The organism is Streptomyces sp. BB1-1-1, assembly GCF_031597775.1.
Taxonomy (GTDB): domain Bacteria; phylum Actinomycetota; class Actinomycetes; order Streptomycetales; family Streptomycetaceae; genus Streptomyces; species Streptomyces thinghirensis.
Map to the genome: position 1 here is coordinate 2,896,046 of NZ_CP134203.1, position 24,152 is coordinate 2,920,197.

At 70.1% G+C, this 24,152-nt stretch carries 23 protein-coding genes and 1 riboswitch; of the genes, 14 read left to right on the top strand and 9 right to left on the bottom strand.

Features of this window, described 5'->3' with window-relative positions; all coding sequences use genetic code 11:
* Nucleotides 1–909: a pyridoxal-phosphate dependent enzyme gene (locus RI578_RS13275; RefSeq protein WP_310871280.1), complete on the top strand. Its 909-nt coding sequence runs from the start codon at nucleotides 1–3 to the stop codon at nucleotides 907–909.
* A 118-nt stretch (nucleotides 910–1,027) separates the two neighbouring features.
* Here the strand turns inward: RI578_RS13275 and RI578_RS13280 are convergent, their stop codons facing one another.
* Nucleotides 1,028–2,620, bottom strand: coding sequence for a Na+/H+ antiporter (locus tag RI578_RS13280; protein ID WP_310871281.1), 1,593 nt, complete (start codon nucleotides 2,618–2,620; stop codon nucleotides 1,028–1,030).
* A 61-nt stretch (nucleotides 2,621–2,681) separates the two neighbouring features.
* Between RI578_RS13280 and RI578_RS13285 the strand changes: the two genes are divergently transcribed.
* The 3 genes from RI578_RS13285 to RI578_RS13295 all read left to right on the top strand — a co-directional run bounded on the left by RI578_RS13285 (nucleotide 2,682) and on the right by RI578_RS13295 (nucleotide 4,688).
* Nucleotides 2,682–2,942 carry a UBP-type zinc finger domain-containing protein gene (locus RI578_RS13285; protein WP_210960524.1) on the top strand — a complete coding sequence of 87 codons (261 nt, stop codon included), beginning with the start codon at nucleotides 2,682–2,684 and terminating at the stop codon, nucleotides 2,940–2,942.
* Between the two features lie 250 nt (nucleotides 2,943–3,192).
* On the top strand, nucleotides 3,193–3,606 hold the full coding sequence (locus RI578_RS13290) for an anti-sigma regulatory factor (RefSeq protein WP_003973726.1): 414 nt from the start codon (nucleotides 3,193–3,195) through the stop codon (nucleotides 3,604–3,606).
* Complete coding sequence (locus RI578_RS13295) at nucleotides 3,603–4,688, top strand: RNA polymerase sigma factor SigF (RefSeq protein WP_310871282.1); 1,086 nt, start codon at nucleotides 3,603–3,605, stop codon at nucleotides 4,686–4,688. Before RI578_RS13290 ends, RI578_RS13295 begins: the two co-directional genes overlap by 4 nt.
* 59 nt (nucleotides 4,689–4,747) lie before the next feature.
* On the opposite strand, the gene RI578_RS13300 is transcribed toward RI578_RS13295, so the two are convergent.
* Nucleotides 4,748–5,194 carry a hypothetical protein gene (locus RI578_RS13300; protein WP_310871283.1) on the bottom strand — a complete coding sequence of 149 codons (447 nt, stop codon included), beginning with the start codon at nucleotides 5,192–5,194 and terminating at the stop codon, nucleotides 4,748–4,750.
* Between the two features lie 127 nt (nucleotides 5,195–5,321).
* Between RI578_RS13300 and RI578_RS13305 the strand changes: the two genes are divergently transcribed.
* A complete protein-coding gene (locus tag RI578_RS13305; RefSeq protein WP_310871284.1) occupies nucleotides 5,322–6,290 on the top strand; it encodes a diacylglycerol kinase family protein in 969 nt (322 codons plus the stop codon).
* Between the two features lie 321 nt (nucleotides 6,291–6,611).
* On the top strand, nucleotides 6,612–6,869 hold the full coding sequence (locus RI578_RS13310) for a WhiB family transcriptional regulator (protein ID WP_003973730.1): 258 nt from the start codon (nucleotides 6,612–6,614) through the stop codon (nucleotides 6,867–6,869).
* Nucleotides 6,870–7,064: 195 nt separating this feature from the next.
* On the opposite strand, the gene RI578_RS13315 is transcribed toward RI578_RS13310, so the two are convergent.
* Together RI578_RS13315 and RI578_RS13320 are read right to left on the bottom strand one after the other, a co-directional pair.
* Nucleotides 7,065–8,540 carry a PAS domain-containing sensor histidine kinase gene (locus RI578_RS13315; RefSeq protein ID WP_310871285.1) on the bottom strand — a complete coding sequence of 492 codons (1,476 nt, stop codon included), beginning with the start codon at nucleotides 8,538–8,540 and terminating at the stop codon, nucleotides 7,065–7,067.
* Between the two features lie 427 nt (nucleotides 8,541–8,967).
* Nucleotides 8,968–9,615: a TetR/AcrR family transcriptional regulator gene (locus RI578_RS13320; protein ID WP_310871286.1), complete on the bottom strand. Its 648-nt coding sequence runs from the start codon at nucleotides 9,613–9,615 to the stop codon at nucleotides 8,968–8,970.
* Nucleotides 9,616–9,712: 97 nt separating this feature from the next.
* Here RI578_RS13320 and RI578_RS13325 point away from each other — a divergent pair, with 97 nt between their 5' ends.
* On the top strand, nucleotides 9,713–10,465 hold the full coding sequence (locus RI578_RS13325; RefSeq protein WP_310871287.1) for an SDR family oxidoreductase: 753 nt from the start codon (nucleotides 9,713–9,715) through the stop codon (nucleotides 10,463–10,465).
* 132 nt (nucleotides 10,466–10,597) lie between these two features.
* The gene (gene nagB, locus RI578_RS13330) at nucleotides 10,598–11,383 is read left to right on the top strand and encodes a glucosamine-6-phosphate deaminase (protein ID WP_310871288.1); all 786 of its coding nucleotides are present in this window, start codon (nucleotides 10,598–10,600) and stop codon (nucleotides 11,381–11,383) included.
* Nucleotides 11,384–11,652: 269 nt separating this feature from the next.
* Here nagB and RI578_RS13335 read toward each other — a convergent pair whose 3' ends face one another.
* The 4 genes from RI578_RS13335 to RI578_RS13350 form a co-directional block, all read right to left on the bottom strand.
* Nucleotides 11,653–13,143 carry a glycoside hydrolase family 3 protein gene (locus tag RI578_RS13335; RefSeq protein ID WP_310871289.1) on the bottom strand — a complete coding sequence of 497 codons (1,491 nt, stop codon included), beginning with the start codon at nucleotides 13,141–13,143 and terminating at the stop codon, nucleotides 11,653–11,655.
* A gap of 8 nt (nucleotides 13,144–13,151) precedes the next feature.
* Nucleotides 13,152–13,982, bottom strand: a complete 831-nt coding sequence (locus RI578_RS13340; protein ID WP_310871290.1) for a carbohydrate ABC transporter permease — start codon at nucleotides 13,980–13,982, stop codon at nucleotides 13,152–13,154.
* The gene (locus tag RI578_RS13345; RefSeq protein ID WP_310871291.1) at nucleotides 13,979–14,965 is read right to left on the bottom strand and encodes a sugar ABC transporter permease; all 987 of its coding nucleotides are present in this window, start codon (nucleotides 14,963–14,965) and stop codon (nucleotides 13,979–13,981) included. The genes RI578_RS13340 and RI578_RS13345 overlap by 4 nt, the downstream gene beginning before the upstream one ends.
* Before the next feature lie 109 nt (nucleotides 14,966–15,074).
* A complete protein-coding gene (locus RI578_RS13350; RefSeq protein WP_310871292.1) occupies nucleotides 15,075–16,352 on the bottom strand; it encodes an extracellular solute-binding protein in 1,278 nt (425 codons plus the stop codon).
* 454 nt (nucleotides 16,353–16,806) lie between these two features.
* Here RI578_RS13350 and RI578_RS13355 point away from each other — a divergent pair, with 454 nt between their 5' ends.
* From RI578_RS13355 to RI578_RS13380, 6 genes are all read left to right on the top strand, one after another.
* A complete protein-coding gene (locus tag RI578_RS13355; RefSeq protein WP_053136900.1) occupies nucleotides 16,807–17,571 on the top strand; it encodes a GntR family transcriptional regulator in 765 nt (254 codons plus the stop codon).
* 158 nt (nucleotides 17,572–17,729) lie between these two features.
* Nucleotides 17,730–17,987, top strand: coding sequence for a DUF3311 domain-containing protein (locus RI578_RS13360; protein WP_310871293.1), 258 nt, complete (start codon nucleotides 17,730–17,732; stop codon nucleotides 17,985–17,987).
* Nucleotides 17,984–19,594, top strand: a complete 1,611-nt coding sequence (gene mctP, locus RI578_RS13365) for a monocarboxylate uptake permease MctP (RefSeq protein WP_310871294.1) — start codon at nucleotides 17,984–17,986, stop codon at nucleotides 19,592–19,594. Before RI578_RS13360 ends, mctP begins: the two co-directional genes overlap by 4 nt.
* Nucleotides 19,595–19,672: 78 nt before the next feature.
* Entirely contained in the window at nucleotides 19,673–20,179 is a 507-nt protein-coding gene (locus tag RI578_RS13370) for a GNAT family N-acetyltransferase (RefSeq protein ID WP_310871295.1), read from the top strand.
* A 57-nt stretch (nucleotides 20,180–20,236) separates the two neighbouring features.
* Nucleotides 20,237–20,398, top strand: a riboswitch (cobalamin riboswitch).
* 123 nt (nucleotides 20,399–20,521) lie between these two features.
* Nucleotides 20,522–22,909, top strand: a complete 2,388-nt coding sequence (locus RI578_RS13375) for a ribonucleoside-diphosphate reductase subunit alpha (protein WP_310871296.1) — start codon at nucleotides 20,522–20,524, stop codon at nucleotides 22,907–22,909.
* On the top strand, nucleotides 22,909–23,940 hold the full coding sequence (locus tag RI578_RS13380) for a ribonucleotide-diphosphate reductase subunit beta (protein WP_310871297.1): 1,032 nt from the start codon (nucleotides 22,909–22,911) through the stop codon (nucleotides 23,938–23,940). Before RI578_RS13375 ends, RI578_RS13380 begins: the two co-directional genes overlap by 1 nt.
* On the opposite strand, the gene RI578_RS13385 is transcribed toward RI578_RS13380, so the two are convergent.
* A complete protein-coding gene (locus RI578_RS13385; protein WP_310871298.1) occupies nucleotides 23,853–24,098 on the bottom strand; it encodes a hypothetical protein in 246 nt (81 codons plus the stop codon). The genes RI578_RS13380 and RI578_RS13385 overlap by 88 nt on opposite strands.
* Nucleotides 24,099–24,152: the final 54 nt, after the last annotated feature.

Genomic DNA, 24,152 nt, shown 5'->3' on the forward strand with positions numbered 1-24,152 from the left:
GTGACCGGCACCGACACCCGCGACCTCGCCGCCCTGGGCCCCCGCCTGCCCTCTCCCCTGCAGGAGGCCGCCGACGAGCGGTTCGACCGTCGCGGTGTCCGCTTGCTGCTGAAGCGGGACGATCTCGTCCACCCCGAGCTGGTCGGCAACAAATGGCGCAAACTCGCACCGAATCTCGCCATGGCCGACGGTCGTACCGTCGTCACGTTCGGCGGCGCCTACTCCAACCACCTGCGCGCCACGGCCGCCGCCGGCCGGCTGCTCGGCCTGTCCACGGTGGGCGTGGTGCGCGGTCAGGAACTGGCCGGCCGGCCGCTCAACGCCTCGCTGGCCCGGTGCGCGGCCGACGGCATGCGGCTGCACTTCGTCGACCGCTCGACGTACCGCCGCAAGACCGAGCCGGAGACCCTGGCGGCCCTGCTGAGCGCCGTGGACGCCGAGGACGCGGTCGTCGTCCCCGAGGGCGGCAGCAACGCGGAGGCCGTGCGCGGCTGCCGGGCCCTCGGCGAGGAACTGGGCGAGCACGCCGACGTGGTCGCGCTCGCCTGCGGCACCGGCGGCACGCTCGCCGGGCTGGCCGCCGGCCTCCCGTCGGGCCGCCGGTCGCTCGGGATACCCGTCCTCAAGGGCGGCTTCCTGGCCGACGACATACGGCGGCTCCAGACGCGTGCCTTCGGCGGGCTCCGCGGCGCCTGGAGCCTCGACGACCGCTTCCACTGCGGCGGCTACGCCCGCACCACTCCCGAGCTCGACTCCTTCGCCGAGGACTTCGAACACCGCCACGGCCTCCCCGTGGAACGCGTCTACGTCGCCAAGATGCTCCACGCCCTGCTCGTTCTCACCGAGGAGGGCGCCTTCCCGCGGGGCACGACCCTGACGGCGGTCATCACCGGCCGCCCCTTTCCCTGACCTGACCCCGCCGGACGACACGGGCGCCGCACGCCCGCTACGGCCTCACCCGAACACGCCGGACGCCCCCCGTGCCCCCGTGCCCGCGCCCGGCGCCGCACGCGCGCGTGTGACGCCCTCACGCCGTCTCCCGGTATGCCGCCGCCTCTTCCAGGTCCAGCCTGCGCAGCAGCGTCCGGAGCATCTCGTCGTCGATGTAGCGGCCGTCCCGGAGCCGGACGAAGACCTCGCGCTCCGCGCCGATCATCTCCCTGGACAGCCGCCGGTAGGTGTCGTCGACGGTCTCCCCGGTGACGGGGTTGACCTGTCCGAGCCGTTCCCAGACGGCGTTGCGGCGCCGTTCCAGGACCGTGCGGAGGCGGTCGGCGAGCGGGGCCGGCAGGGCGTTGCGCTCGTCGGCGAGAAGGTCGTCCAGGCGCTGCTCAGCGGCCCGGGACGCCTGCGCCTGGGCGTTGGCCTCCGCGAGCGTCTCGGCCTGTACGTCGCGCGCGGGGAACTTCAGCAGGCGGATCAGCGGCGGCAGGGTGACGCCCTGGACGACCAGCGTGCCGATGACCGTGGTGAAGGTGAGGAACAGGATGAGGTTGCGCTCGGGGAAGGGCTCGCCGCCGTGCACGGTGAGCGGGATGGAGAAGGCGATCGCGAGCGAGACCACACCCCGCATTCCGGCCCAGCCGATCACGAACGGCCCCTTCCAGGAGAGGTCGCCCTCACGCGCGCGTACGCGTGCCGACAGCCGTGGCAGGAAGGTCGCCGGATACACCCACGCGAACCTGGCCACGGCGACCACCAGGAAGACGGCGACCGCGTACCAGGCGGCGTCGGCACCCTCGTACTCCCCGAGGCCCTTGAGGACGACGGGCAGCTGGAGTCCGATCAGGGCGAACACGGCCGACTCCAGGACGAAGGCGACCATCTTCCACACCGCCTCCTCCTGGAGACGGGTGGCGAAATCGACCTCCCACGCGCGGTGGCCGAGATAGAGCGCGACGACCACCACCGCGAGCACCCCGGACGCGTGCACCTGCTCGGCGACGGCGTAGGCCACGAACGGGATCAGCAGGGAGAGCGTGTTCTTGAGGAGCGCCTCCTTCACGTGCGTGCGCAGCCAGTGGAGCGGCACCATCAGCACCAGCCCGACGCCGACGCCACCGATGGCCGCGATCAGGAACTCCGTGATCCCGCCGGCCCACGTGGCACCCTCGCCGACCGCCGCCGCGAGCGCCACCCTGAAGGCGGTGATCGCGGTGGCGTCGTTCACCAGGGACTCGCCCTGAAGGATCGTGGTGATCCGGGAGGGCAGCCCCACGCGGCGCGCCACCGCCGTGGCCGCGACGGCGTCCGGCGGCGCCACCACCGCCCCGAGCACCAGGGCCGCGGTCAGCGGCAGGCCGGGCACGATCAGGTACGCGGCGCAGCCGACGACGAAGGTGGCGAAGAGGACGTAGCCCACGGACAGCAGCGCCACGGGCCGCAGCTGTGCCCGCAGGTCGAGGTAGGAGCTGTCGGTGGCCGCCGTGTGGAGCAGCGGGGGCAGCAGCAGAGGCAGGACGATGTGCGGGTCGAGGGTGTAGTCGGGCACTCCGGGGACGTAGCTCACCGCCAGACCCACCGCGACCAGCAGCAGCGGTGCCGGCACCGGCACGCGCCGCCCGGCCGCGGCGATCGCTGCGCTGCCCGCCACCAGCAACAGCAGCGGCATCACGTCCATGGTCCTCGCCCGCCCTCTTTTCCCGCGCGGTCATCCGCACACCCGTCGTAACCTGGCAATCATGAAACAGTGCACGCACGCCGACGCGCTGCCGCACCCGGAACCGGAGCCACGCGGCGAGACCTGCCCGGAGTGTCTGGCCGAGGGCACGGACCCGGTGCAGTTGAGGCTGTGCCTCGTCTGCGGCCACGTGGGCTGCTGCGACTCCTCGCCGAGGCGGCACGCGACGGCCCATCACGAGGCGACCGGCCACCCGGTGATGCGGACCTTCGAGCCGGGTGAGAGCTGGCGCTGGTGCTTCGTCGATCACGTACTCGTGTGACCTGTCCCAGGGACGGTTCGACCCTCTGACGCCTGGGTACGTCAACCCGGCGCGCGCTCTTCCGATTTGGGCCCGCCGAACCCCTAGCCACTGTGCGTGTTCGTGTGTTTACTATGAGTGACAGCAAGGGGTTGGGGTCTCGGGGACAGGAAACTCTGGAGCGCGATAACGTCACCGCTGAACCACGTAGCGCGTTACCCCGAGGGGCGGCCCTCGACCCTGTAACGCTTGTACCACCTTGGAGGTGAGGGTGTCCCAGATCGCAGGCGAGCCCGCGACCCAGGACTTCGTCGAAGTCCGGCTGCCGGCCGCGGGTGCCTACCTGTCGGTGCTGCGTACGGCGACGGCCGGCCTCGCAGCCCGTTTGGACTTCACCCTCGACGAGATCGAGGACCTGCGCATCGCAGTCGACGAGGCTTGCGCGATCCTGCTTCAGCAGGCCGTGCCCGGCTCGGTGCTCAGTTGTGTCTTCCGCCTCGTCGACGACTCGCTCGAGGTCACCGTCTCGGCGCCGACCACGGACGGCCACGCCCCCTCGCGGGACACCTTCGCCTGGACCGTGCTGTCCGCCCTCGCGGGCAAGGTCTCCTCCGCCGTGGACGAGGACAAAACCGTTTCGATCAGCCTCTACAAACAGCGCGGCGCGGGACCCGGGCCGACGTGAGGAACGGGGACGGGCCGGTGCGGGACGAAGAGCGCGGCACACGGGAGCTGCCGGCCGAGGGCGCACGTTCTGAGAACGAGGCCCGGCGCACGGCGGACGGCATCGACGGCATCCCCGAGCAGGCCCGGCCGCATCCGGAGGACGAGGCCTCCCCCGAGGCCGTCGTCCCGGACGACGGACAGCGGACCGGGGACACCCCCGTCCGGCCCGTCCGAGCGGAGGCGAGGGCTCGGGAAAGGGCAACGGGCGGGACGATGAGCGAGCACGAGCGACACTCCGAGGACGGCGCTCCGGGTGCACGGGGCACGCAGGGCACGCGGCACGACCCGCAGGACCGCAGCGGGGCACGTCTCCTGTTCGCCGAGCTGCGCACGCTGGAGAAGGACAGTCCGGCGTACGCGGAACTGCGCAACCGGCTGGTCCGCATGCACCTGCCGCTCGTCGAGCACCTCGCGCGCCGCTTCCGCAACCGCGGCGAGCCCCTGGACGACCTCACCCAGGTCGCCACCATCGGACTGATCAAGTCGGTCGACCGCTTCGACCCGGACCGCGGGGTGGAGTTCTCCACCTACGCGACCCCCACGGTCGTCGGCGAGATCAAGCGGCACTTCCGGGACAAGGGCTGGGCGGTGCGCGTCCCGCGGCGCCTGCAGGAGCTTCGGCTGGCCCTGACGACGGCCACGGCGGAACTCTCGCAGTTGCACGGGCGCTCCCCCACGGTCCACGAGCTCGCCGAGAAGCTGGCGATCTCGGAGGAGGAGGTCCTGGAGGGTCTGGAGTCGGCCAACGCGTACTCCACGCTGTCCCTGGACGTCCCGGACACCGACGACGAGTCCCCGGCGGTCGCGGACACCCTGGGCGCCGAGGACGAGGCCCTGGAGGGCGTCGAGTACCGGGAGTCTCTCAAGCCACTGCTGGAGGACCTGCCGCCGCGGGAGAAACGGATCCTGCTGCTGCGCTTCTTCGGCAACATGACCCAGTCGCAGATCGCGCAGGAGGTCGGGATCTCGCAGATGCACGTGTCGCGGCTGCTGGCCCGCACACTGGCGCAGCTGCGGGAGAAGCTGCTGGTCGAGGAGTAGCGGCCGGGCACCGGTGGGTGGCCGTCGGCGGAGACCTCCGGACGGCCGCTGCTCCTCGGCTACTTCTCGGCGCTGCCGGGTCCCCGGATGCCGAGGGCCTGGGTGGTCGTGGGGTTCACGAGCAGCACCAGGGCCGTGACGGCCACGACGCCGAGCACGATGCCCGCCGGGATGGCCACGCTGTCGGCCTGCAGCAGGTTGTAGGCCACCGGCAGCGCCATGATCTGCGTGATGACGGCGGGCCCCCGGCTCCAGCCCCGCCGGCCGATCAGTCCGCGGGCGGCGAGGAGCGGCAGCAGGGCGAGGACGATCAGGGTGACGCCGCCGGTGATGGCCGAGGTCCGGTCGTCGGGGTGGCCGGCGAGACCTCCCACGAGCATCCAGGCGCCGCCGACGACGAGCGCCAGCCCCTCCAGTGCGGCCAGCGCGGCCGCGGCGGTCAGCCGGCCGGGACGGGGGCCCGCCTCTGCGGCGGCTTCGGGGGTGGGGGTCTGCTCACTGCTCACCCCTGAAGGGTAGCCCTCGGCGCACTGGATCCCATGGGCGCGTCCGGCGGACCGTGTGCTCCGTGCGCCCTCGGCGATCTCCACCTCGGTCTGGGCCGGGTACCACTGAGTAGGTACCCTGCAAACCATGCGTGCACTTCTCGTGGTCAATCCGGCGGCAACCACCACAAGTGCGCGTACGCGCGACGTGCTGATCCACGCGCTCGCGAGCGAGATGAAGCTGGAGGCGGTCACCACCGAGTACCGCGGCCACGCGCGCGACCTCGGCCGGCAGGCGGCACAGAGCGACGACATCGACCTGGTGGTGGCCCTCGGCGGCGACGGCACGGTCAACGAGGTCGTCAACGGTCTGCTGCACGACGGCCCCTGCCCGGAGAAGCTGCCCCGTCTCGCGGTGGTCCCGGGCGGTTCCACCAACGTCTTCGCCCGCGCCCTCGGCCTGCCCAACCACGCGGTGGAGGCCACCGGCGCCCTGCTGGACGCACTGCGCGAGGGCAGCGAGCGGACCGTCGGGCTGGGCCTGGCCTCGGGTACGGCGGGCACGGAGGACGAGGCGGTCCCGGCCCGCTGGTTCACCTTCAACGCCGGCCTGGGCTTCGACGCCGGCGTGGTCGGCCGGGTCGAGCAGCACCGTGAGCGCGGGAAGAAGTCGACGCACGCCCTCTACGTCCGCCAGGTGATGCGCGCGCTCATCGGCGAGCCGCACCGCCGCAACGGGACGATCACGCTGGAGCGGGCGGGTGAGGATCCGGTGACCGATCTGGTGCTGTCCATAGTCTCGAACACGTGCCCGTGGACGTTTCTCGGCAATCGCCCGATCTACGCGTCACCTAAAGCCTCGTTCGATACCGGGCTCGACGTCTTCGGCCTCCACCGCCTGTCGACGGCCGCGGTTGCCCGGTATGGCACCCAGTTGCTCACTTCGTCCCCCGAGCGCGGACCCCGGGGCCGGCACGCCGTCTCCCTGCACGACATGACCGAGTTCACCTTGCATTCGAAGGTCCCACTCCCCCTCCAGATGGACGGTGACCACCTGGGACTGCGGACCAGCGTGACGTTCACAGGCGTTCGCCGTGCACTGCGTGTGATTGTGTGAGCAGAAGGGGCGAAAGTCCTTTCACTCGAACGTTTAGGCCAGGGTCCACCCCATAGAAGTACGGCTGTGACCTAGTCGACACCGAAGAATCAAAAAAAACTTTCCGGAAGGGGTTGTATCCGCCGCCGAGGTTTGCGAGTCTCTTCTTGGCGATCGGAACGGCCCGCAACACCGGCCTTCACAGATCACCAGAACCCCTCTTCAAACCACAGGACCACGCCAGGGCAACCTGACGGTAGGCCCTTCCCTTGTTGAGGGATTCGTGAAAGCGTTCACATTCACAAGCATCCCAGCATGTAATACCAAGGAGAGGTAGCAGCCATGGACTGGCGTCACCGCGCCGTTTGCCGCGAGGAAGACCCCGAGCTCTTCTTCCCCATCGGCAACACCGGTCCCGCGCTGCTGCAGATCGAGGAAGCCAAGGCCGTCTGCCGTCGCTGCCCTGTCATGGAGCAGTGCCTGCAGTGGGCGCTCGAGTCCGGCCAGGACTCCGGCGTCTGGGGTGGTCTCAGCGAGGACGAGCGCCGCGCAATGAAGCGCCGTGCCGCCCGCAACCGGGCTCGTCAGGCCTCCGCCTGACCATCCACCCCTGCTGACAGCCTGAGCTTGGCGGCGCGTACAGCGAGTACGCAACCCCCGCTCCCGAGCCGCAGCGCGCAGTACCCCCGATGCGCATCGGACGATGGATCGCACGAGCACTGGCCTCGGACCCTCACGGGTCCGGGGCTTTTTGCTGCCCGGCCCCGCTCCGCTCTTGCTGCCCGGCCCCGCTCGCTACTTGTCCGTGGGCACCGGGATGTCCAGGATCACCCGGGTGCCGCGGTCCGGGGCCGGCACCATGTCGAAGGCCCCGCCCAACTCGCCCTCCACCAGGGTGCGGACGATCTGCAGGCCGAGGTTGCCGGAGCGGTGCGGGTCGAAGCCCTCGGGCAGACCGACGCCGTCGTCCTGGACGGTGACCAGGAGCCGGGCCTCCTTCGTCGTACCGCCGCGGACCGCGGAGACCTCGACCGTGCCGGTGTCGCCGTCGCGGAAACCGTGCTCCAGGGCGTTCTGCAGCACCTCGGTCAGCACCATCGACAAGGGGGTCGCGACCTCGGCGTCCAGAATGCCGAAGCGACCGGTGCGCCGGCCGGTGACCTTGCCCGGCGAGATCTCCGCCACCATCGCCAGCACTCGGTCGGCGATCTCGTCGAACTCCACGCGCTCGTCCAGGTTCTGGGAAAGCGTCTCGTGCACGATCGCGATCGAGCCGACCCGGCGCACGGCCTCCTCCAGCGCCTCGCGTCCCCGGTCGGACTCGATGCGCCGGGCCTGGAGGCGCAGCAGGGCCGCCACCGTCTGGAGGTTGTTCTTCACCCGGTGGTGGATCTCCCGGATCGTGGCGTCCTTGGTGATCAACTCGCGCTCCCGACGGCGCAGTTCCGTGACGTCGCGCAGGAGCACCAGGGAACCGATGCGCGTGCCCTTCGGCTTGAGCGGGATGGCGCGGAACTGGATCACCCCGTCGTGCGCCTCGATCTCGAACTCGCGCGGCGCCCAGCCGCTGGCCACCTTGGCGAGTGCCTCGTCGACCGGGCCGCGGGACGGGGCGAGTTCGGCGGTGGTCCGCCCTAGGTGATGGCCGACCAGGTCGGCGGCGAGGCCCATGTGGTGGTAGGCCGACAGCGCGTTCGGGGACGCGTACTGGACGATGCCGTCCGCGTCGAGCCGGATCAGGCCGTCGCCGACGCGGGGCGAGGCGTCCATGTCGACCTGCTGGTTCTCGAACGGGAAGGCGCCGGCCGCGATCATCTGCGCGAGGTCCGAGGCGCTCTGCAGATAAGTGAGTTCCAGGCGGCTCGGAGTGCGCACGGTGAGCAGGTTGGTGTTGCGGGCGATGACGCCCAGGACGCGCCCCTGACGGCGTACGGGGATGGACTCGACGCGGACCGGGACCTCCTCACGCCACTCCGGGTCGCCCTCGCGCACGATCCGGCCCTCGTCCAGGGCGACGTCCAGCATGGGACGCCGGCCGCGCGGGACCAGGTGGCCGACCATGTCGTCCTGGTACGAGGTGGGTCCGGTGTTGGGCCGCATCTGGGCGACGGAGACGTAGCGGGCGCCGTCGCGGGTGGGAACCCACAGGACCAGGTCGGCGAAGGAGAGGTCGGAGAGGAGCTGCCACTCCGAGACCAGCAGGTGGAGCCACTCGAGGTCGGAGTCGTCGAGCGCTGTGTGCTGGCGTACGAGTTCGTTCATGGAGGGCACGTGGCTGAGCGTACCTGGCGGTTCGGACAGCGATCGAAAGCAGCCGGATCCCACCGTCCCCGCTTCCGGTCCAGCCCCGGACCGGCCCTCGAAACACCCGCGGGCCGCGGCGCCTGAGAGGGACCCTCAACCCTCCCGGCACCGCAGCCCGGAGCAACAACGGCCGTGGGGTGTGCGGTCCCGGTCGGCCGAAGGATGAGGACCCGGAGCAGTCAGGGCAGAGAGCACCGGTTCCTCGGTCCGCCCTCCTGTGCGGGGAAGGCGGAAGCCTGACGATCACCTTGCGTGAGTGTCACGGCAAGTGTCTCAGTCGCCATTGTGGACTAGACCACTCATCGTGTCCATGCGGCGGACGGTGTTTGCAGTTGTCGCGTTCCGTCGACTACTCGGACATCCGAACGCCCGGCCAAAGCCTAACCCCGTTGGCTCACACACGGGGCCAGACGGCCAGGGCAATTTCCGCGAGCGCCTCCAGCTCCACCCGGCTCGCGCCGTCGCGCGCCTGCTGCGACATGCCCTGGATCATGGCGCCGGTGTGCCGGGCGAGGGCGGCCGCGTCGGTGTCCGGCGGCAGCACGCCCGCGACCACGTCGGCGCCGATCCGGTCCTCGATCGCGGCGATGTTGCCGTTGCGCCGCTCCCGCAGGGACTCCTCGACCTCGGCGGTCGAACAGTTGGCGGCCGCGTGGATGACGAGGCAGCCGTGCGGCCGGCCGGGAGCCGTGTACTCGACGGCGGCCTCGCGCAGCATCCGTTCCACCCCCGCGCGGGCGGTCGGCTCCTCGGCGAGGGCGCGGCCGCCGAACGAGCCGTACCGTACGCCGTACTCCTGGACGACCTCCTCGAAGAGCGAGCGCTTGTCGCCGAAGGCGGCATACAGGCTCGGGGCGCCGATATCCATGACCCGCGTGAGATCCGAGACCGACGTGGCCTCGTAGCCGTGCTCCCAGAAGGCCATCAGCGCCTTCTCCAGGGCCGTCGCCCGGTCGAAGGAGCGGGGGCGGCCCCGCCGTCCCCTGGCCGCGGCCTTCGGAGTCGGCGCCTCCGCTTGTCCGCTCTTCTCGCTGCTCACCATGGAGTGCATTTTATAGCGGGCACTAGAGAAATGTCGCCGGGGTGCTGTACGGTCTTTTCTGTAGCGACCGATAGAGAAATGCGAAGGGGGCGCCGACATGGGCGTGCTTGCGGGCAGGACGGCTCTCGTCACGGGGGCGAGCAGGGGCATCGGGCGGGGAATCGCGGAGCGACTGGGCCGGGACGGCGCACGGATCGCGGTGCACTACGGCAGGAACGAGGCGGCGGCGAAGGAGACGGTCGCCGCGATCGAGGCGGCGGGCGGCTCGGCGTTCGCGATCGGGGCCGACTTGAGCGCCCCCGGGGCCGCCGAGGCCCTGTGGGAGGAGTTCGACCGGCACGCCGACGGCGTGGACGTCCTGGTGAACAACGCCGGAATCGGCAGCACGCGCCCCATCGGGGAGATAGGGGAGGCGGAGTACGACGCGGTCTTCACCGTCAACGTGAAGGCACCGTTCTTCATCCTCAAGCACGGTATGGGCCGGCTGCGCGACGGCGGCCGGGTCATCAACATCTCCTCGGGGCTGTCCCGCACCGCGGTGATGCCGGACAACATGGCGTACTCGATGACGAAGGGCGCGCTGGACGTGTTCTCGCGTGACCTCTCCAAGGTGCTGGGCACCCGCGGCATCACGGTGAACTCGGTGGCACCCGGCATCATCGAAACCGACAACACGGCCGGGCTGCTGCACGGGAGCCCGGACGGCTGGGACCGGGCGGCGGCGCTCTCCGCGCTCGGCGGGGTGGGGGCGCCGGCCGAGGTGGCCGACGTGGTCGCCTTCCTCGCCTCGCACGGGGGCCGGTGGGTCACGGGAAGCTGGGTGGACGCGACGGGAGGTTCGCTGACCTGACACCGCCACCCACCTGACCGTTTCGACGCGCTCGCCGGGCCCAGCTCTGTTAGATTGGTCTAAACCACATAGGGCCCCACACAGCCAGTCCCGGACCCCGGGTGAGTCCTCTCTTCGAAACGGCAGGCAAGCGTGGAAGTTGTCATCGTTCCGGACGCCAAGGCAGGCGGCGAGCTGATAGCCGAAGCCATGGCACAGCTGCTCCGACGCAAGCCCGACGCCCTGCTCGGGGTGGCCACCGGCTCGACGCCGCTGCCCGTGTACGAGGCACTGGCGGCCAAGGTGCGCTCGGGCGTCGTGGACACCGCGCGGGCGCGGATCGCCCAGCTCGACGAGTACGTGGGACTCCCCGCCGAGCACCCGGAGTCGTACCGCTCGGTCCTGCGACGCGAGGTGCTCGAACCGCTGGGGATCGGCATGGACGCGTTCATGGGCCCCGACGGCACGGCCGCGGACGTGCAGGGGGCGTGCGAGGCGTACGACAAGGCGCTGGGCGGGACCGGCGGGGTCGACCTCCAGCTGCTGGGCATCGGCACCGACGGGCACATCGGTTTCAACGAGCCGTGCTCCTCGCTCGCCTCGCGGACCCGGATCAAGACGCTCACCGAGCAGACCCGCGTCGACAACGCGCGCTTCTTCGACGGTGACATCGAGCAGGTGCCGCACCACGTGATCACGCAGGGGATCGGCACCATCCTGGAGGCCCGGCACGTGGTGCTCCTCGCCACCGGCGAGGGCAAGGCGGACGCGGTCGCCGCGAGTGTCGAGGGCCCGGTCGCCGCCGTGTGCCCGGCCTCCGCACTCCAACTGCACCCGCACGCCACGGTGGTCGTCGACGAGGCCGCCGCCTCCAAGCTGAAGCTCGCCGACTACTTCCGGCACACCTACGCCCACAAGCCCGACTGGCAGGGAATCTGAGCCCGGATCCGAGCCCGCCCCGGCCCTGACCGGCCGGACACGGACAGCCGCCGCAGGCGAAAGGCGCCGATCCCCTCCACGGGGTTCGGCGCCTTCTCCGTACCGGCGAGCGGAGCACGGTGTTCTTACGGCGGCCCCCCGCGCACCGCCGGACGGGCCCGCCCGGCATACCCGTCACGTGCGACACCTCGAACCAGAGGCGCCGGTCCCCCACCAGGAGGACCGGCGCCTTCGTCGTACCGTCCGGAGCCCGGCGAAGCGGCGTCCCGCTACACGCCCGCGATCGCCTCCGCCGCCGCCCGGCCGCAGACTCGGGCCGCGCCGTGGGTGGCCAGGTGGAGGGCGCCCCGGGGCTCGGCGCGGGGGACACCCATCTCGACCACGATCGTGTCGGGACGCGCCGCCAGCAGGGTGTCCAGGGCCGCCGCCATCCATGGGTGCCGGTGCTCGTCGCGGACCACGGCCACGACGCGGCGCGGACCGGCCGCGGCCAGTACCTCGTGCCCGGCGTCGGGTCCGGTGAAGCTGCCGGTCTCGGTGCCGGGAAGCAGGCGGAAGAGCTCGGCGGCGATGCCCCACGGGGTCTCGTCGCCGACCGCGATGTTCGCGACGGGGGTGAGGGCGGCGACGTACGGCGGTTCGGTGAGGGGGGCGAAGTCGTCGGCCACGGTGACGCGCAGGGCGCGGCGGGCCGCGCGCAGGCCCACGTCGCCGGCCTCGGACTCCCCCGCCCCGGCGTCGGCCTGGTGCGCCGCGGTCCAGTGGGCCAGGGCGCGGACGCGTTCCGCCGCGTCGGCCAGGCGGTCCTCGGGCAGCTCGCCCGCGCGGACCGCCTCGACCAGGGCGTCGCACAGCCGCCGCACGGTGCCCTCGTCGGACAGCCCGCCGCCCACGCAGATCGCGTCGGCGCCGGCCGCGATGGCCAGGACGCTGCCGCGTTCGATGCCGTACGTGCCCGCGATGGCCCGCATCTCCATGCCGTCGGTGACGATCAGGCCGTCGTAGCCCAGTTCGCCGCGGAGCAGGTCGGTCAGGATGCGGCGGGACAACGTTGCCGGGTACTCCGGGTCCAGGGCCGGGACCAGGATGTGGGCGCTCATCACCGCGCGGCTGCCGGCGGCGATGGCCGCGCGGAACGGGACCAGGTCGCGTTCCGCCAGCACCGCGGCGTCCACGTCGATGAGCGGCATGGCGTGGTGCGAGTCGACGCCCGTGTCGCCGTGGCCCGGGAAGTGCTTGGTGCAGGCGGCCACGCCCGCCGACTGCATGCCGGTGACGTAGGCGGCGGTGTGCCGGGCGACCAGGTCGGTGCCGGCGCCGAAGGAGCGCACGCCGATGACCGGGTTGTCGGGGTTGGAGTTGACGTCGGCGGACGGGGCCCAGTTGAGGTTGACGCCGCAGGCGGCGAGCCGGCGGCCCAGTTCCGCGGCCACCTCCCGGGTGAGCCCGACGTCGTCCACCGCGCCGAGGGCGAGGTTGCCGGGGAAGGAGGAACCGGTGCGCACCTCGAGCCGGGTGACGTCGCCGCTCTCCTCGTCGATCGCGACCAGCACGTCCTCGCGCTCGGCGCGCAGCTGTGCGGTCAGCGCGGCCACCTGCTCGGCCGAGGCGATGTTGCGCCCGAACAGACCGACGGAGGCCAGTCCCTCGCCGAGCCGGCGCAGCAGCCAGTCGGGGGCGGTGGTGCCGGTGAATCCGGGCTGGAGGACGGTCAGCGCGTCGCGCGTGAGGGTGTCGGTGGCCCTGGCGATGGTGGTCATCGGTCGCGTTATCCCTTCACGGCGCCGGCGGTCAGGCCGCTGACGGCCTTGCGCTGGAGGTAGACGAAGAGGATCAGGATCGGGACGGCGAAGAGGGAGGAGGCGGCCATGGTCGCGCCCCAGTCGTCGCCGAAGACGGTCTGGAAACTGGTCAGCCACACCGGCAGCGTCTGGGCCTCGGCGTCCTTGTTCAGGACCAGGACCAGGGCGAACTCGTTCCAGGCGGTGATGAAGCCGAACAGCGAGGTCGACATCAGACCCGGCGCGAGCAGCGGCAGGATGACCCGGCGGAACGCCTGGCTGCGGGTGCAGCCGTCGACCATCGCCGACTCCTCCAGCTCCTTCGGCACGGCGGCGACGAAGCCGCGCAGCGTCAGGATGGTGAAGGGCAGGATCATCATCATGTAGAAGAGCGTGAGCGGCACGAGGCTGTTCAGCATCGACGCGTCGCGCACGATCATGTATATCGCGATGATCATGACTTCCCAGGGCGCCATCTGGGCCAGCATGAAGCCGATGACGAAGCCGCGCCGCCCCTTGAACCGCATCCGGGCCAGGGCGAAGGAGCCGGCCAGCGCGATGATCAGCGAGAAGACGACGGCGAGGACGGTGACGGTCAGCGAGTTGGTGACGAAGGACCAGAAGTGGTCGGCCTCGGTCGCCGTCTTGAAATGATCGAAGGTGAAGTCGGTCGGGAACCAGACCGGGTCCTCCGTGATGATGTCGCCGGTCGGCTTGAAGGCCGTGGAGAACATCCAGTACACGGGGAAGACGAAGCCGATGAACAGGACGACGGCCGTGGCGTTGGGCCACAGGCGGCCGAAGAGCGAGCGCTTCACAGCTCGTCCTCCCCTTGCTTGAGCACGATCCTGAGGTAGTAGGCGGTCAGACCGAGCATGATCAGGATGGTCAGCACGGCAATGGCCGCGCCCATGCCGTAGTGCTGGTTGCCGACACCCTCGACGTAGGCGTAGACGGGCAGGATCTCGGTGAGCCGGTCGGGTCCGCCCTGGTTGAAGGTGTAGACCTGCACGAACGCCTTGAAGACCCAGATGATCTCCAGGAAGGTCGTCGCGTAGAGGAACGGCCGCAGGAACGGCATGGTGACCGCGGTGAAGCTCCGCCAGGCGCCGGCTCCGTCGAGGGAGGCGGCCTCGTAGAGCTCCTTCGGGATGGTGGTGGTCGCGGCGTAGAGGTTGATCGCGACGAACGGTATGGACTGCCAGACGATCAGCAGGGTGACGACGAAGAAGGTCGACATCTGGCTGCTGGTCCAGCTGTAGTCGGCCATGGAGTGCCAGCCGAGCTTGTCCAGGACCCAGTTGACGACGCCGAAGCGCTGGGCGAACAGCCACTTGTAGACGGTGGTGGCGGCCACGATCGGCATGGCCCAGGCCAGCACCAGACCGAGCAGCAGGGTGAACCTCATCCGCTTGCCGAGACGGGCGAGCAGCAGGCCGACCAGGGTGCCCAGGATCATGATCAGGGCGACGTTGACCGCCGCGAACAGGATCGAGCGGAGGGTGACCCGCCAGAAGTGCTCGCTGGTGAGGGTCTCCTTGTAGTTGTCGACGCCGTTCCACTCGGTGACGTGCTGGATCAGCTGCGTCATGTTGAGGTTCTGGAAGGACAGCAGGAGGTCCTTCAGCAGCGGCCAGCCGAGCAGCAGCACGGTGGCCGCGCAGGCGGGCAGCAGCAACAGGTACGGGGCGAGCGCGCCGACGCGCGACGCGGCTCTCTGCTTCGGCCCGCCGCTGCCCTCGTCGTCCGCCTTGCGGACGTCCGCCGGGCCGGAGGGCGGCCGTTCGGTCTGCACGGTCATGCTCGCGATCTCTCTTCTCGGCCTACGAGAGGGCCTGCGTACGTCGACTCGCGTACGGTCGCCGGGGCGGGAGCCGTCGTCCGGCCACCCCGCCCCGGCTCACCCGGTGCTACTGCTGCTGCGACAGGCGCTTGTTGAACTCTTCCTCGACCTGCTTGGCCGCCTCGGCCGGGGACTTCCCCTTCAGCACGGCGGTCAGGTAGGTCTTGATCGGGTTGGGCGCGTTCTCGACCGCGGCCCACTCCGGGATCAGCGGCGTGGTGCCACCGGAGGCGACGGCCGGCGAACCGGCCTCGGCGGCGGGGTTGCCCTCCAGGTTGCCGACCAGCGACTCCTTGTTCGGAGTGACGCCGTTGGCCTTGGCCAGCTGGCCCTCGAACTTGTCGGACAGCGCGATCTTCAGGAACTCCTTGGCGAGTTCCTGCTTCTTGCTGCCCGCGGCGACGGCGAGGTTGGAGCCGCCGAGGAAGACGCCCTCGGGCTTGTCGGCGGTCTCACCCGGGATGGTGAAGTAGCCGATGTCCTTCTCGATCTTCGGGTTGGCCTTGATCGCGGTGGCGGCTTCCCAGCCCATGCCGATGAAGGAGCCGACATTGCCCTTGGCGAAGACGTCACCCTGCTGCGGGGTGGCCTCGTCCTTGTCCTGGGGTGCCTTGGAGAGGGACTGGAACTTCTTGTAGGTCTCCGTCGCGGCGGCGATCTTCGGGTCGTCGAGGTTGGAGACGTACTTGTCGCCGTCCTTCTTGACCAGCTCGGCGCCCTCGCCGATCGCCAGACCGACGAAGTGGTACCAGTTCTGGCCCGGCAGGTAGATCGGCTCGGCGTCGGTCTTCTCACCGATCGTCTTGAGGGCGTCGTAGAACTCGTCGCGGGTCTTGGGCGTTTCCTTGATGCCCGCGTCCGCCCACACCTTCTTGTTGTAGACGACCACGCGGTTGACCACGAACCACGGCGCCGCGTACTGCTTGCCCTCGAAGACGGAGGACTCGTTGATGGACTCGGTCCAGTCCGTGCCGATCTCGGCCTTGAGGTCGGTGAGGTCCGCGAGGCCGCCGGTCTTGGCGTACGCCGGGGTCTGGGTGTTGCCGACCTCGAAGACGTCGGGGGGGTTCTCCTCGGAGAGCGCGGTGGTCAGCTTCTGCTGAATACCGTTCCACGTCTGGATCTCGAACTTGACCTTGGCCTTGGTCTTCGCCTCGAACTCCTTGGCGAGGTCCGCCTGCCAGTCGTCGGGCGAGGAACCGTCCATCACCCACACGGTGAGCGTCTCGCCGGCGTAACCGTCCGCCCCGGCCTTCTTGCCGTCGTCGCCGCTGTCGCCCCCGCACGCCGCGACCGAGACCATCATGCCCGCGATACCGATCGCGGCTATCAGCTTGCGCTTCACGCCAACCCTCCTCAGGGATGCCACACAACCCCCCTGCCTCCCCGCGGTTGCTCGTCGACGCGGACCGCCCATGGGGCCGGGACCTGGACCAATGGTGTAGACCAGTACGGGGAGCTTGGCCCAGACCAATAGGGCTGTCAAGGGTGTTCAACCGGGCTCCTCGCGTCCGTGATGCGACCGAGATATGCAGGGACCTTTCATTGCGCAAGCGACAGATCGGACGGACCGGCACCGGGTGTACCACCGCCCGCCGAATGACGTGCCGGTACCGTTCCGAACGCGCGTACCAGCGACGCCGGTCGGCGCTGTGGACTAGACCAACGAGGGCCCCGGAGGTATACAGAAGGGATCACGGAGCGTGCGGGGCCAACCCGGCACGGAGCCGTGCCACGATGTGAGCCGTGGCCGACAGGGATAGCGGTCGCTTCGGCACCCGGAGCCGGGAAGGCAGAGCATGAGCACCGACGTCAGCAGTGCGGAGAACGAGGGTGGGGCGACCGTCCGTACCGCGCGCGTGCCCAAGTACTACCGTCTGAAGAAGCATCTGCTCGACATGACCCGGACACAGGCGCCGGGTACGCCGGTCCCGCCGGAGCGCACGCTGGCCGCGGAGTTCGACACCTCGCGCACCACCGTCCGCCAGGCCCTTCAGGAACTGGTCGTCGAGGGCCGCCTGGAGCGCATCCAGGGCAAGGGCACCTTCGTCGCCAAGCCCAAGGTGTCGCAGGCGCTGCAACTCACCTCGTACACCGAGGACATGCGGGCGCAGGGCCTCGAACCCACCTCACAACTGCTGGACATCGGCTACATCACCGCCGACGACCGGCTCGCCGGGCTGCTGGACATCACGGCCGGCGGGCGGGTGCTGCGCATCGAGCGGCTGCGCATGGCCAACGGCGAACCGATGGCCATCGAGACCACCCACCTCAGCGCCAAGCGCTTCCCGGCGCTGCGCCGCTCCCTGGTGAAGTACACGTCCCTCTACACCGCGCTCGCCGAGGTGTACGACGTCCATCTCGCCGAGGCCGAGGAGACCATCGAGACCTCCCTGGCCACCCCGCGCGAGGCCGGCCTGCTCGGCACCGACGTCGGCCTGCCCATGCTGATGCTCTCCCGGCACTCGCAGGACCGCACGGGCCAGCCGGTGGAGTGGGTGCGCTCGGTGTACCGGGGCGACCGCTACAAGTTCGTGGCCCGGCTGAAGCGGCCCCAGGACTGACGCCGGCCGCGGGGCGTTTCAGGCAAACCCCCGCACGCGTGACCGCGAAGTTGCAGTTCAGGACCGATATACGGACGAGGTCTTCCGCTGTATCGACACCGTCACCTACATTTCGTGCGCACTGCACGAGGTGATCAGCGAGGGGACGGAGCCACCGCATGTCACAAGCCCCAGAAGTGAGCAGAGGGCCGACGGTGACGCCGGTGCGCGTCGTCATCGGCCTCTGCCTTGTCGCACCGTTCGTCGCCATGCTGTGGGTCGGCTCGTACGCGAAGACGGACCCGGCCTTCATCGGCATCCCGTTCTTCTACTGGTACCAGATGGCGTGGGTGATCGTCTCCACGGTGCTCACGGTGATCGCCTACAAGCTGTGGCAGCGTGACCAGCGCGCCCGCCGGGAAGGCGGGGCCAAGTGAACGACGGCGTGAACGGCGTCGCACTCGCCGTCTTCATCTTCTTCTTCGTCCTCGTCACCGCGATGGGCTTCCTGGCCGCCCGCTGGCGCCGGGCCGCGAACGACCAGAGCCTCGACGAGTGGGGCCTCGGCGGCCGCTCGTTCGGCACCTGGGTCACCTGGTTCCTGCTGGGCGGCGACCTGTACACCGCGTACACCTTCGTGGCCGTACCGGCGGCGATCTACGCGGCGGGCGCGGCCGGCTTCTTCGCGGTGCCTTACACGATCCTGGTCTACCCGCTGATCTTCACCTTCCTGCCGCGGCTGTGGTCGGTCTCCCACAAGCACGGGTACGTGACGACCTCGGACTTCGTGCGCGGCCGCTTCGGCTCGAAGGGGCTGTCGCTGGCGGTCGCCGTCACCGGCATCCTGGCGACGATGCCGTACATCGCGCTCCAGCTGGTCGGCATCCAGGCCGTCCTCGACGTGATGGGCGTCGGCGGCGGTGAGGACACCAACTGGTTCATCAAGGACCTGCCGCTGCTGATCGCCTTCGGTGTGCTGGCGGCGTACACCTACTCGTCGGGGCTGCGCGCGCCCGCGCTGATCGCGTTCGTCAAGGACACGCTGATCTACATCGTGATCGCGGTGGCGATCATCTACATCCCGATCAAGCTCGGCGGGTTCGACGACATCTTCGCCGCGGCGGGCGACAAGTTCGACGAGTCGGGCAAGGGCGGGCTGGTGCCGGACCACGGCGGCCAGTGGACGTACGCCACCCTGGCGCTCGGCTCGGCGCTCGCGCTCTTCATGTACCCGCACTCGATCACCGCGACGCTGTCCTCGCGCAGCCGTGAGGTGATCCGGCGCAACACCACGATCCTGCCGCTGTACTCGCTGATGCTCGGCCTGCTCGCGCTGCTAGGCTTCATGGCGATCGCGGCGGGGGTGAAGGTGGAGAACGGGCAGCTGGCGATCCCGCAGTTGTTCGAGAACATGTTCCCGGACTGGTTCGCCGGCGTGGCCTTCGCGGCGATCGGCATCGGGGCCCTGGTCCCGGCGGCGATCATGTCGATCGCGGCCGCGAACCTCTTCACCCGCAACATCTACAAGGACTTCATCAAGCCGGACGCCACCCCGGCCCAGGAGACGAAGGTCTCCAAGCTGACGTCCCTGCTGGTGAAGGTGGGCGCGCTGGTCTTCGTCCTGGGCATGGACAAGACGGTCGCGATCAACTTCCAGCTGCTCGGCGGCATCTGGATCCTGCAGACCTTCCCGGCCCTGGTCGGCGGCCTGTTCACCCGCTGGTTCCACCGCTGGGCGCTGCTCGGCGGCTGGGCGGTCGGCATGGTCTACGGCACGGTCGCCGCCTACGGTGTCGCCTCGCCGACGCAGAAGCACTTCGGCGGCTCGTCCGAGGAGATCCCGGGCATCGGCGAGATCGGCTACATCGGCCTCACCGCCTTCGTGCTGAACGTCCTGGTCACCGTGGTCCTGACCTTCGTCATGCGGGCGCTGAAGGCCCCCGACGGCGTCGACGAGACGAAGCCCGGCGACTACACGGCGGACGCGGGCGACCCCGGCGTCGAGGTGGAGCTGCCGCCGGCCACGGCGGGCACCTCGCACTGATCGCCATCCCTGCTACGCGGCGGGCCGTCGGAGAAATCCGGCGGCCCGTTGTCGTACCCGTACGGCACACTCGGCGCCATGGACTTCGTGATCCGGCAGGCGGCGACGGACGAGTACGGCACCCTCGGTGAGATCACCGCGCAGGCCTATCTGCGCGACGGCCTCCTCGACTTCGGGGAGAGCGACGCGTACCTCGGCGAGCTGAGGAACGTCGCCAAGCGTGCGGCGGCCGCCGAGGTGCTGGTCGCCGCGGCGGACGGCCGGGTGCTCGGCGGCGTGACCTTCGTGCCGTCCGGCGGCCCCATGGCCGACATCGCCCGGCCCGGCGAGGCCGAGATACGGATGCTCGCCGTCGCCCGCGAGGCACGCGGACGCGGGGTGGGCGAGGCCCTCGTACGGTCCTGCGTCGACCGGTCCCGGGCCGTCGAGGGCTGCGCGCGCGTGGTGCTGTCCACCCAGCGCACCATGCGCACCGCCCACCGCCTCTACGAACGGATGGGCTTCACCCGCACGCCCGACCGCGACTGGAACCCGCTGCCGGAGCTCGACGACATCACGCTCCTCACCTATGAACTGACGCTCTGACACCAGCGCCACCTCTCGACGGCTCCTCCGCGACACAACATCTGGGGGTGCTCGCCGAACCCGGCACAAGATGTATGCTCGTGCTCGCTGTCGCCGCAGGGGAATCCGGTGCGAATCCGGAACTGTCCCGCAACGGTGTACTTGTGTGTATCCGCGCGTCTCCGCACGTGTGCACACGCATGTCCAGTCCGAGGACCTGCCGACAGTGCGCCCGTACCGTCCCGGTCCGGGTGCCTGACGTCCGGGCCTCGTGGAGTGGGCCGGTGGACGCGACGCCGCGTGCGCTCGTGAGCTGCCCATGCCCTCCCCCAGGCCCCGTGCCGAGCGAGGGAGTGCCCCCACGTGACCATCGCGCCAGCCGACCCGGTTTCAGCGACCCCGGCGACGACTTCAGCGACCCCGGTGACCGAGGAGCCCGACGGGCCCGGTGCCGCGTTGCTGCGGATCCTGACCGAGCTGACCGCCGACCTCCCCGGCGCCGACCCGGGCCGGGTCGCCGCCGCCGCACTGCGCGGCCGGTCCGCCCGTGCGGACGAGTCCGAGCTGCGGGAGCTCGCCACGGAGGCGGCGGCCGGGCTCATCTCGGAGGACCCGGTCTACTCCAGGCTGGCCGCCCGGCTGCTGACCATCGGCATCCGCGCCGAGGCCGCTTCCCAGGGCGTCACCTCGTTCACCGGGTCGGTCACCACCGGTCACCGCGAGGGCCTGATCGCCGACCGCACCGCCGAGTTCGTACGGCTGCACGCGGACCGCCTGGACGCGCTGATCGACCCGGTCGCCGACGACCGCTTCGGCTACTTCGGCCTGCGCACCGTGTACAGCCGCTACCTGCTCCGGCACCCGATCACCCGCAAGGTCGTCGAGACGCCCCAGCACTTCATGCTGCGGGTGGCCGCCGGACTCGCCGAGGGCGACACCACGCGTGCGGTCGACGAGGTGGCCGCGCTGTACGGGCTGATGAGCCGCCTCGACTACCTGCCCTCCTCCCCCACCCTGTTCAACTCCGGCACCCGGCACGCCCAGATGTCGTCCTGCTACCTCCTGGACTCCCCCAAGGACGAGCTGGACTCCATCTACGACCGTTTCCACCAGGTCGCCAACCTCTCCAAGCACGCCGGCGGCATCGGCATCGCCTACTCCCGCGTCCGCGCCCGGGGTTCGCTGATCCGCGGCACCAACGGGCACTCCAACGGCATCGTCCCCTTCCTGAAGACGCTGGACGCCTCGGTCGCCGCCGTGAACCAGGGCGGCCGGCGCAAGGGCGCGGCGGCGGTCTACCTCGAGACCTGGCACGCGGACGTCGAGGAGTTCCTGGAGCTGCGGGACAACACCGGTGAGGACGCCCGCCGCACGCACAACCTGAACCTCGCCCACTGGGTGCCGGACGAGTTCATGCGCCGGGTGGACGCCGACGGACAGTGGTCGCTGTTCTCGCCCGCCGACGTGCCCGAGCTGGTCGACCTGTGGGGCGAGGAGTTCGACGCGGCGTACCGCGGGGCCGAGGCGGCGGGGCTCGCCCGCAAGACCCTCCCCGCCCGTGAGCTGTACGGCCGCATGATGCGCACCCTCGCGCAGACCGGCAACGGCTGGATGACCTTCAAGGACACCGCCAACCGCACCGCCAACCAGACCGCCGAGCCCGGGCACGTCGTCCACTCCTCCAACCTCTGCACGGAGATCCTGGAGGTCACGGACGACGGGGAGACGGCGGTCTGCAACCTGGGCTCGGTCAACCTCGGCGCGTTGGTCGACGTGGCCAAGGGCGACATCGACTGGGAGCGTCTGGACGCCACCGTCCGCACCGCCGTCACCTTCCTGGACCGGGTCGTCGACATCAACTTCTACCCGACCGGGCAGGCGGGCCGCTCCAACGCCCGCTGGCGCCCGGTGGGCCTGGGCGCGATGGGCCTCCAGGACGTCTTCTTCCAGCTGCGCCTGCCCTTCGACTCGCCCGAGGCGAAGGCGCTCTCCACCCGCGTCGCCGAGCGGATCATGCTCGCCGCGTACGAGACCTCCGCCGATCTCGCCGAGCGCGACGGCCCGCTGCCGGCCTGGGAGAAGACCCGGACGGCCCGGGGTGTGCTGCACCCCGACCACTACGGCGTCGAGCCCACCTGGCCGGAGCGCTGGGCGGCGCTGCGCGAGCGCATGGCCACGACCGGCCTGCGCAACTCCCTGCTCCTCGCCATCGCGCCGACCGCCACCATCGCCTCCATCGCGGGTGTCTACGAGTGCATCGAGCCGCAGGTGTCCAACCTGTTCAAGCGCGAGACGCTCTCCGGTGAGTTCCTCCAGGTCAACTCGTACCTGGTGGACGACCTCAAGCGGCTCGGCGTCTGGGACGCCCGCACCCGCGAGGCGCTGCGCGAGGCCAACGGCTCGGTGCAGGGCTTCTCCTGGATCCCCGAGGACGTCCGCGCGCTGTACCGCACCGCCTGGGAGATCCCGCAGCGCGGCCTGATCGACATGGCCGCCGCCCGCACCCCGTACCTCGACCAGGCCCAGTCGCTGAACCTGTTCCTGGAGACGCCGACCATCGGGAAGCTCTCCTCGATGTACGCGTACGCCTGGAAGCAGGGCCTGAAGACCACGTACTACCTGCGCTCCCGCCCGGCGACCCGCATCGCCCGCGCCGCCGCCCGAGCCACCGTCCCCGTGCAGGCCGGCCCGGACCCCGAAGCGGTCGCCTGCTCCCTGGAAAACCCCGAGTCCTGCGAGGCCTGCCAGTAATGACCACCGAGACCCCCGCGAACCCCACCACGAAGAACCTGCTCGACCCGGGCTTCGAGCTGACGCTGCGCCCCATGCGCTACCCGGACTTCTACGAGCGCTACCGGGACGCCATCAAGAACACCTGGCACGTCGAGGAGGTCGACCTCCACTCGGACGTCGCCGACCTGGAGAAGCTCAGCCCCGAGGAACAGCACCTGATCGGCCGGCTGGTGGCCTTCTTCGCCACCGGTGACTCGATCGTCGCGAACAACCTGGTGCTCACCCTCTACAAGCACATCAACTCCCCCGAGGCCCGGCTGTACCTGAGCCGGCAGCTGTTCGAGGAGGCCGTCCACGTCCAGTTCTATCTGACACTGCTGGACACCTACCTGCCCGACCCCGAGGACCGCAACGCGGCCTTCGCCGCCGTCGAGAACATCCCCTCGATCCGCGAGAAGGCCGGGTTCTGCTTCAAGTGGATGGACTCGGTCGAGTCGATCGACCGCCTGGAGACCAAGGCCGACCGCCGCCGTTTCCTGCTCAACCTCATCTGCTTCGCCGCGTGCATCGAGGGCCTGTTCTTCTACGGCGCCTTCGCCTACGTCTACTGGTTCCGCGGCCGGGGCCTGCTGCACGGACTGGCCACCGGCACCAACTGGGTGTTCCGGGACGAGACGATGCACATGTCCTTCGCCTTCGACGTCGTCGACACCGTGCGCAAGGAGGAGCCGGAGCTGTTCGACGACGCGCTCCAGCAGGAGGTCACCGACATGCTGCGGGAGGCCGTCGAGGCCGAGCTGCAGTTCGCGCGCGACCTGTGCGGTGACGGCCTCCCGGGCATGAACACCGACTCGATGCGGCAGTACCTGGAGTGTGTGGCCGATCAGCGGCTGACGCGTCTCGGCTTCGCCCCGGTGTACGGCTCCGAGAACCCCTTCTCCTTCATGGAGCTGCAGGGCGTTCAGGAGCTGACCAACTTCTTCGAGCGGCGTCCCTCGGCGTACCAGGTGGCGGTGGAGGGCACCGTCGACCTGTCCGAGGACTTCTGAGTCTCCTTCCCCGCTCCCTGGTCCTCCCGGGCCTCCCTGAGCTGACGGTCGATGCGCTTGTCGCGCACGATGCCGATCACCGAGGGGAGGACCATGAGGACCAGGAGTCCGAAGGTCACGAGCATTCCGATCAGGGCTTCTATCTGGTTTCCGGTCATGACACCACTGTCGCGCCGGATACTCCTTACCGGGAGTGGCAGGACTGCCGTAGG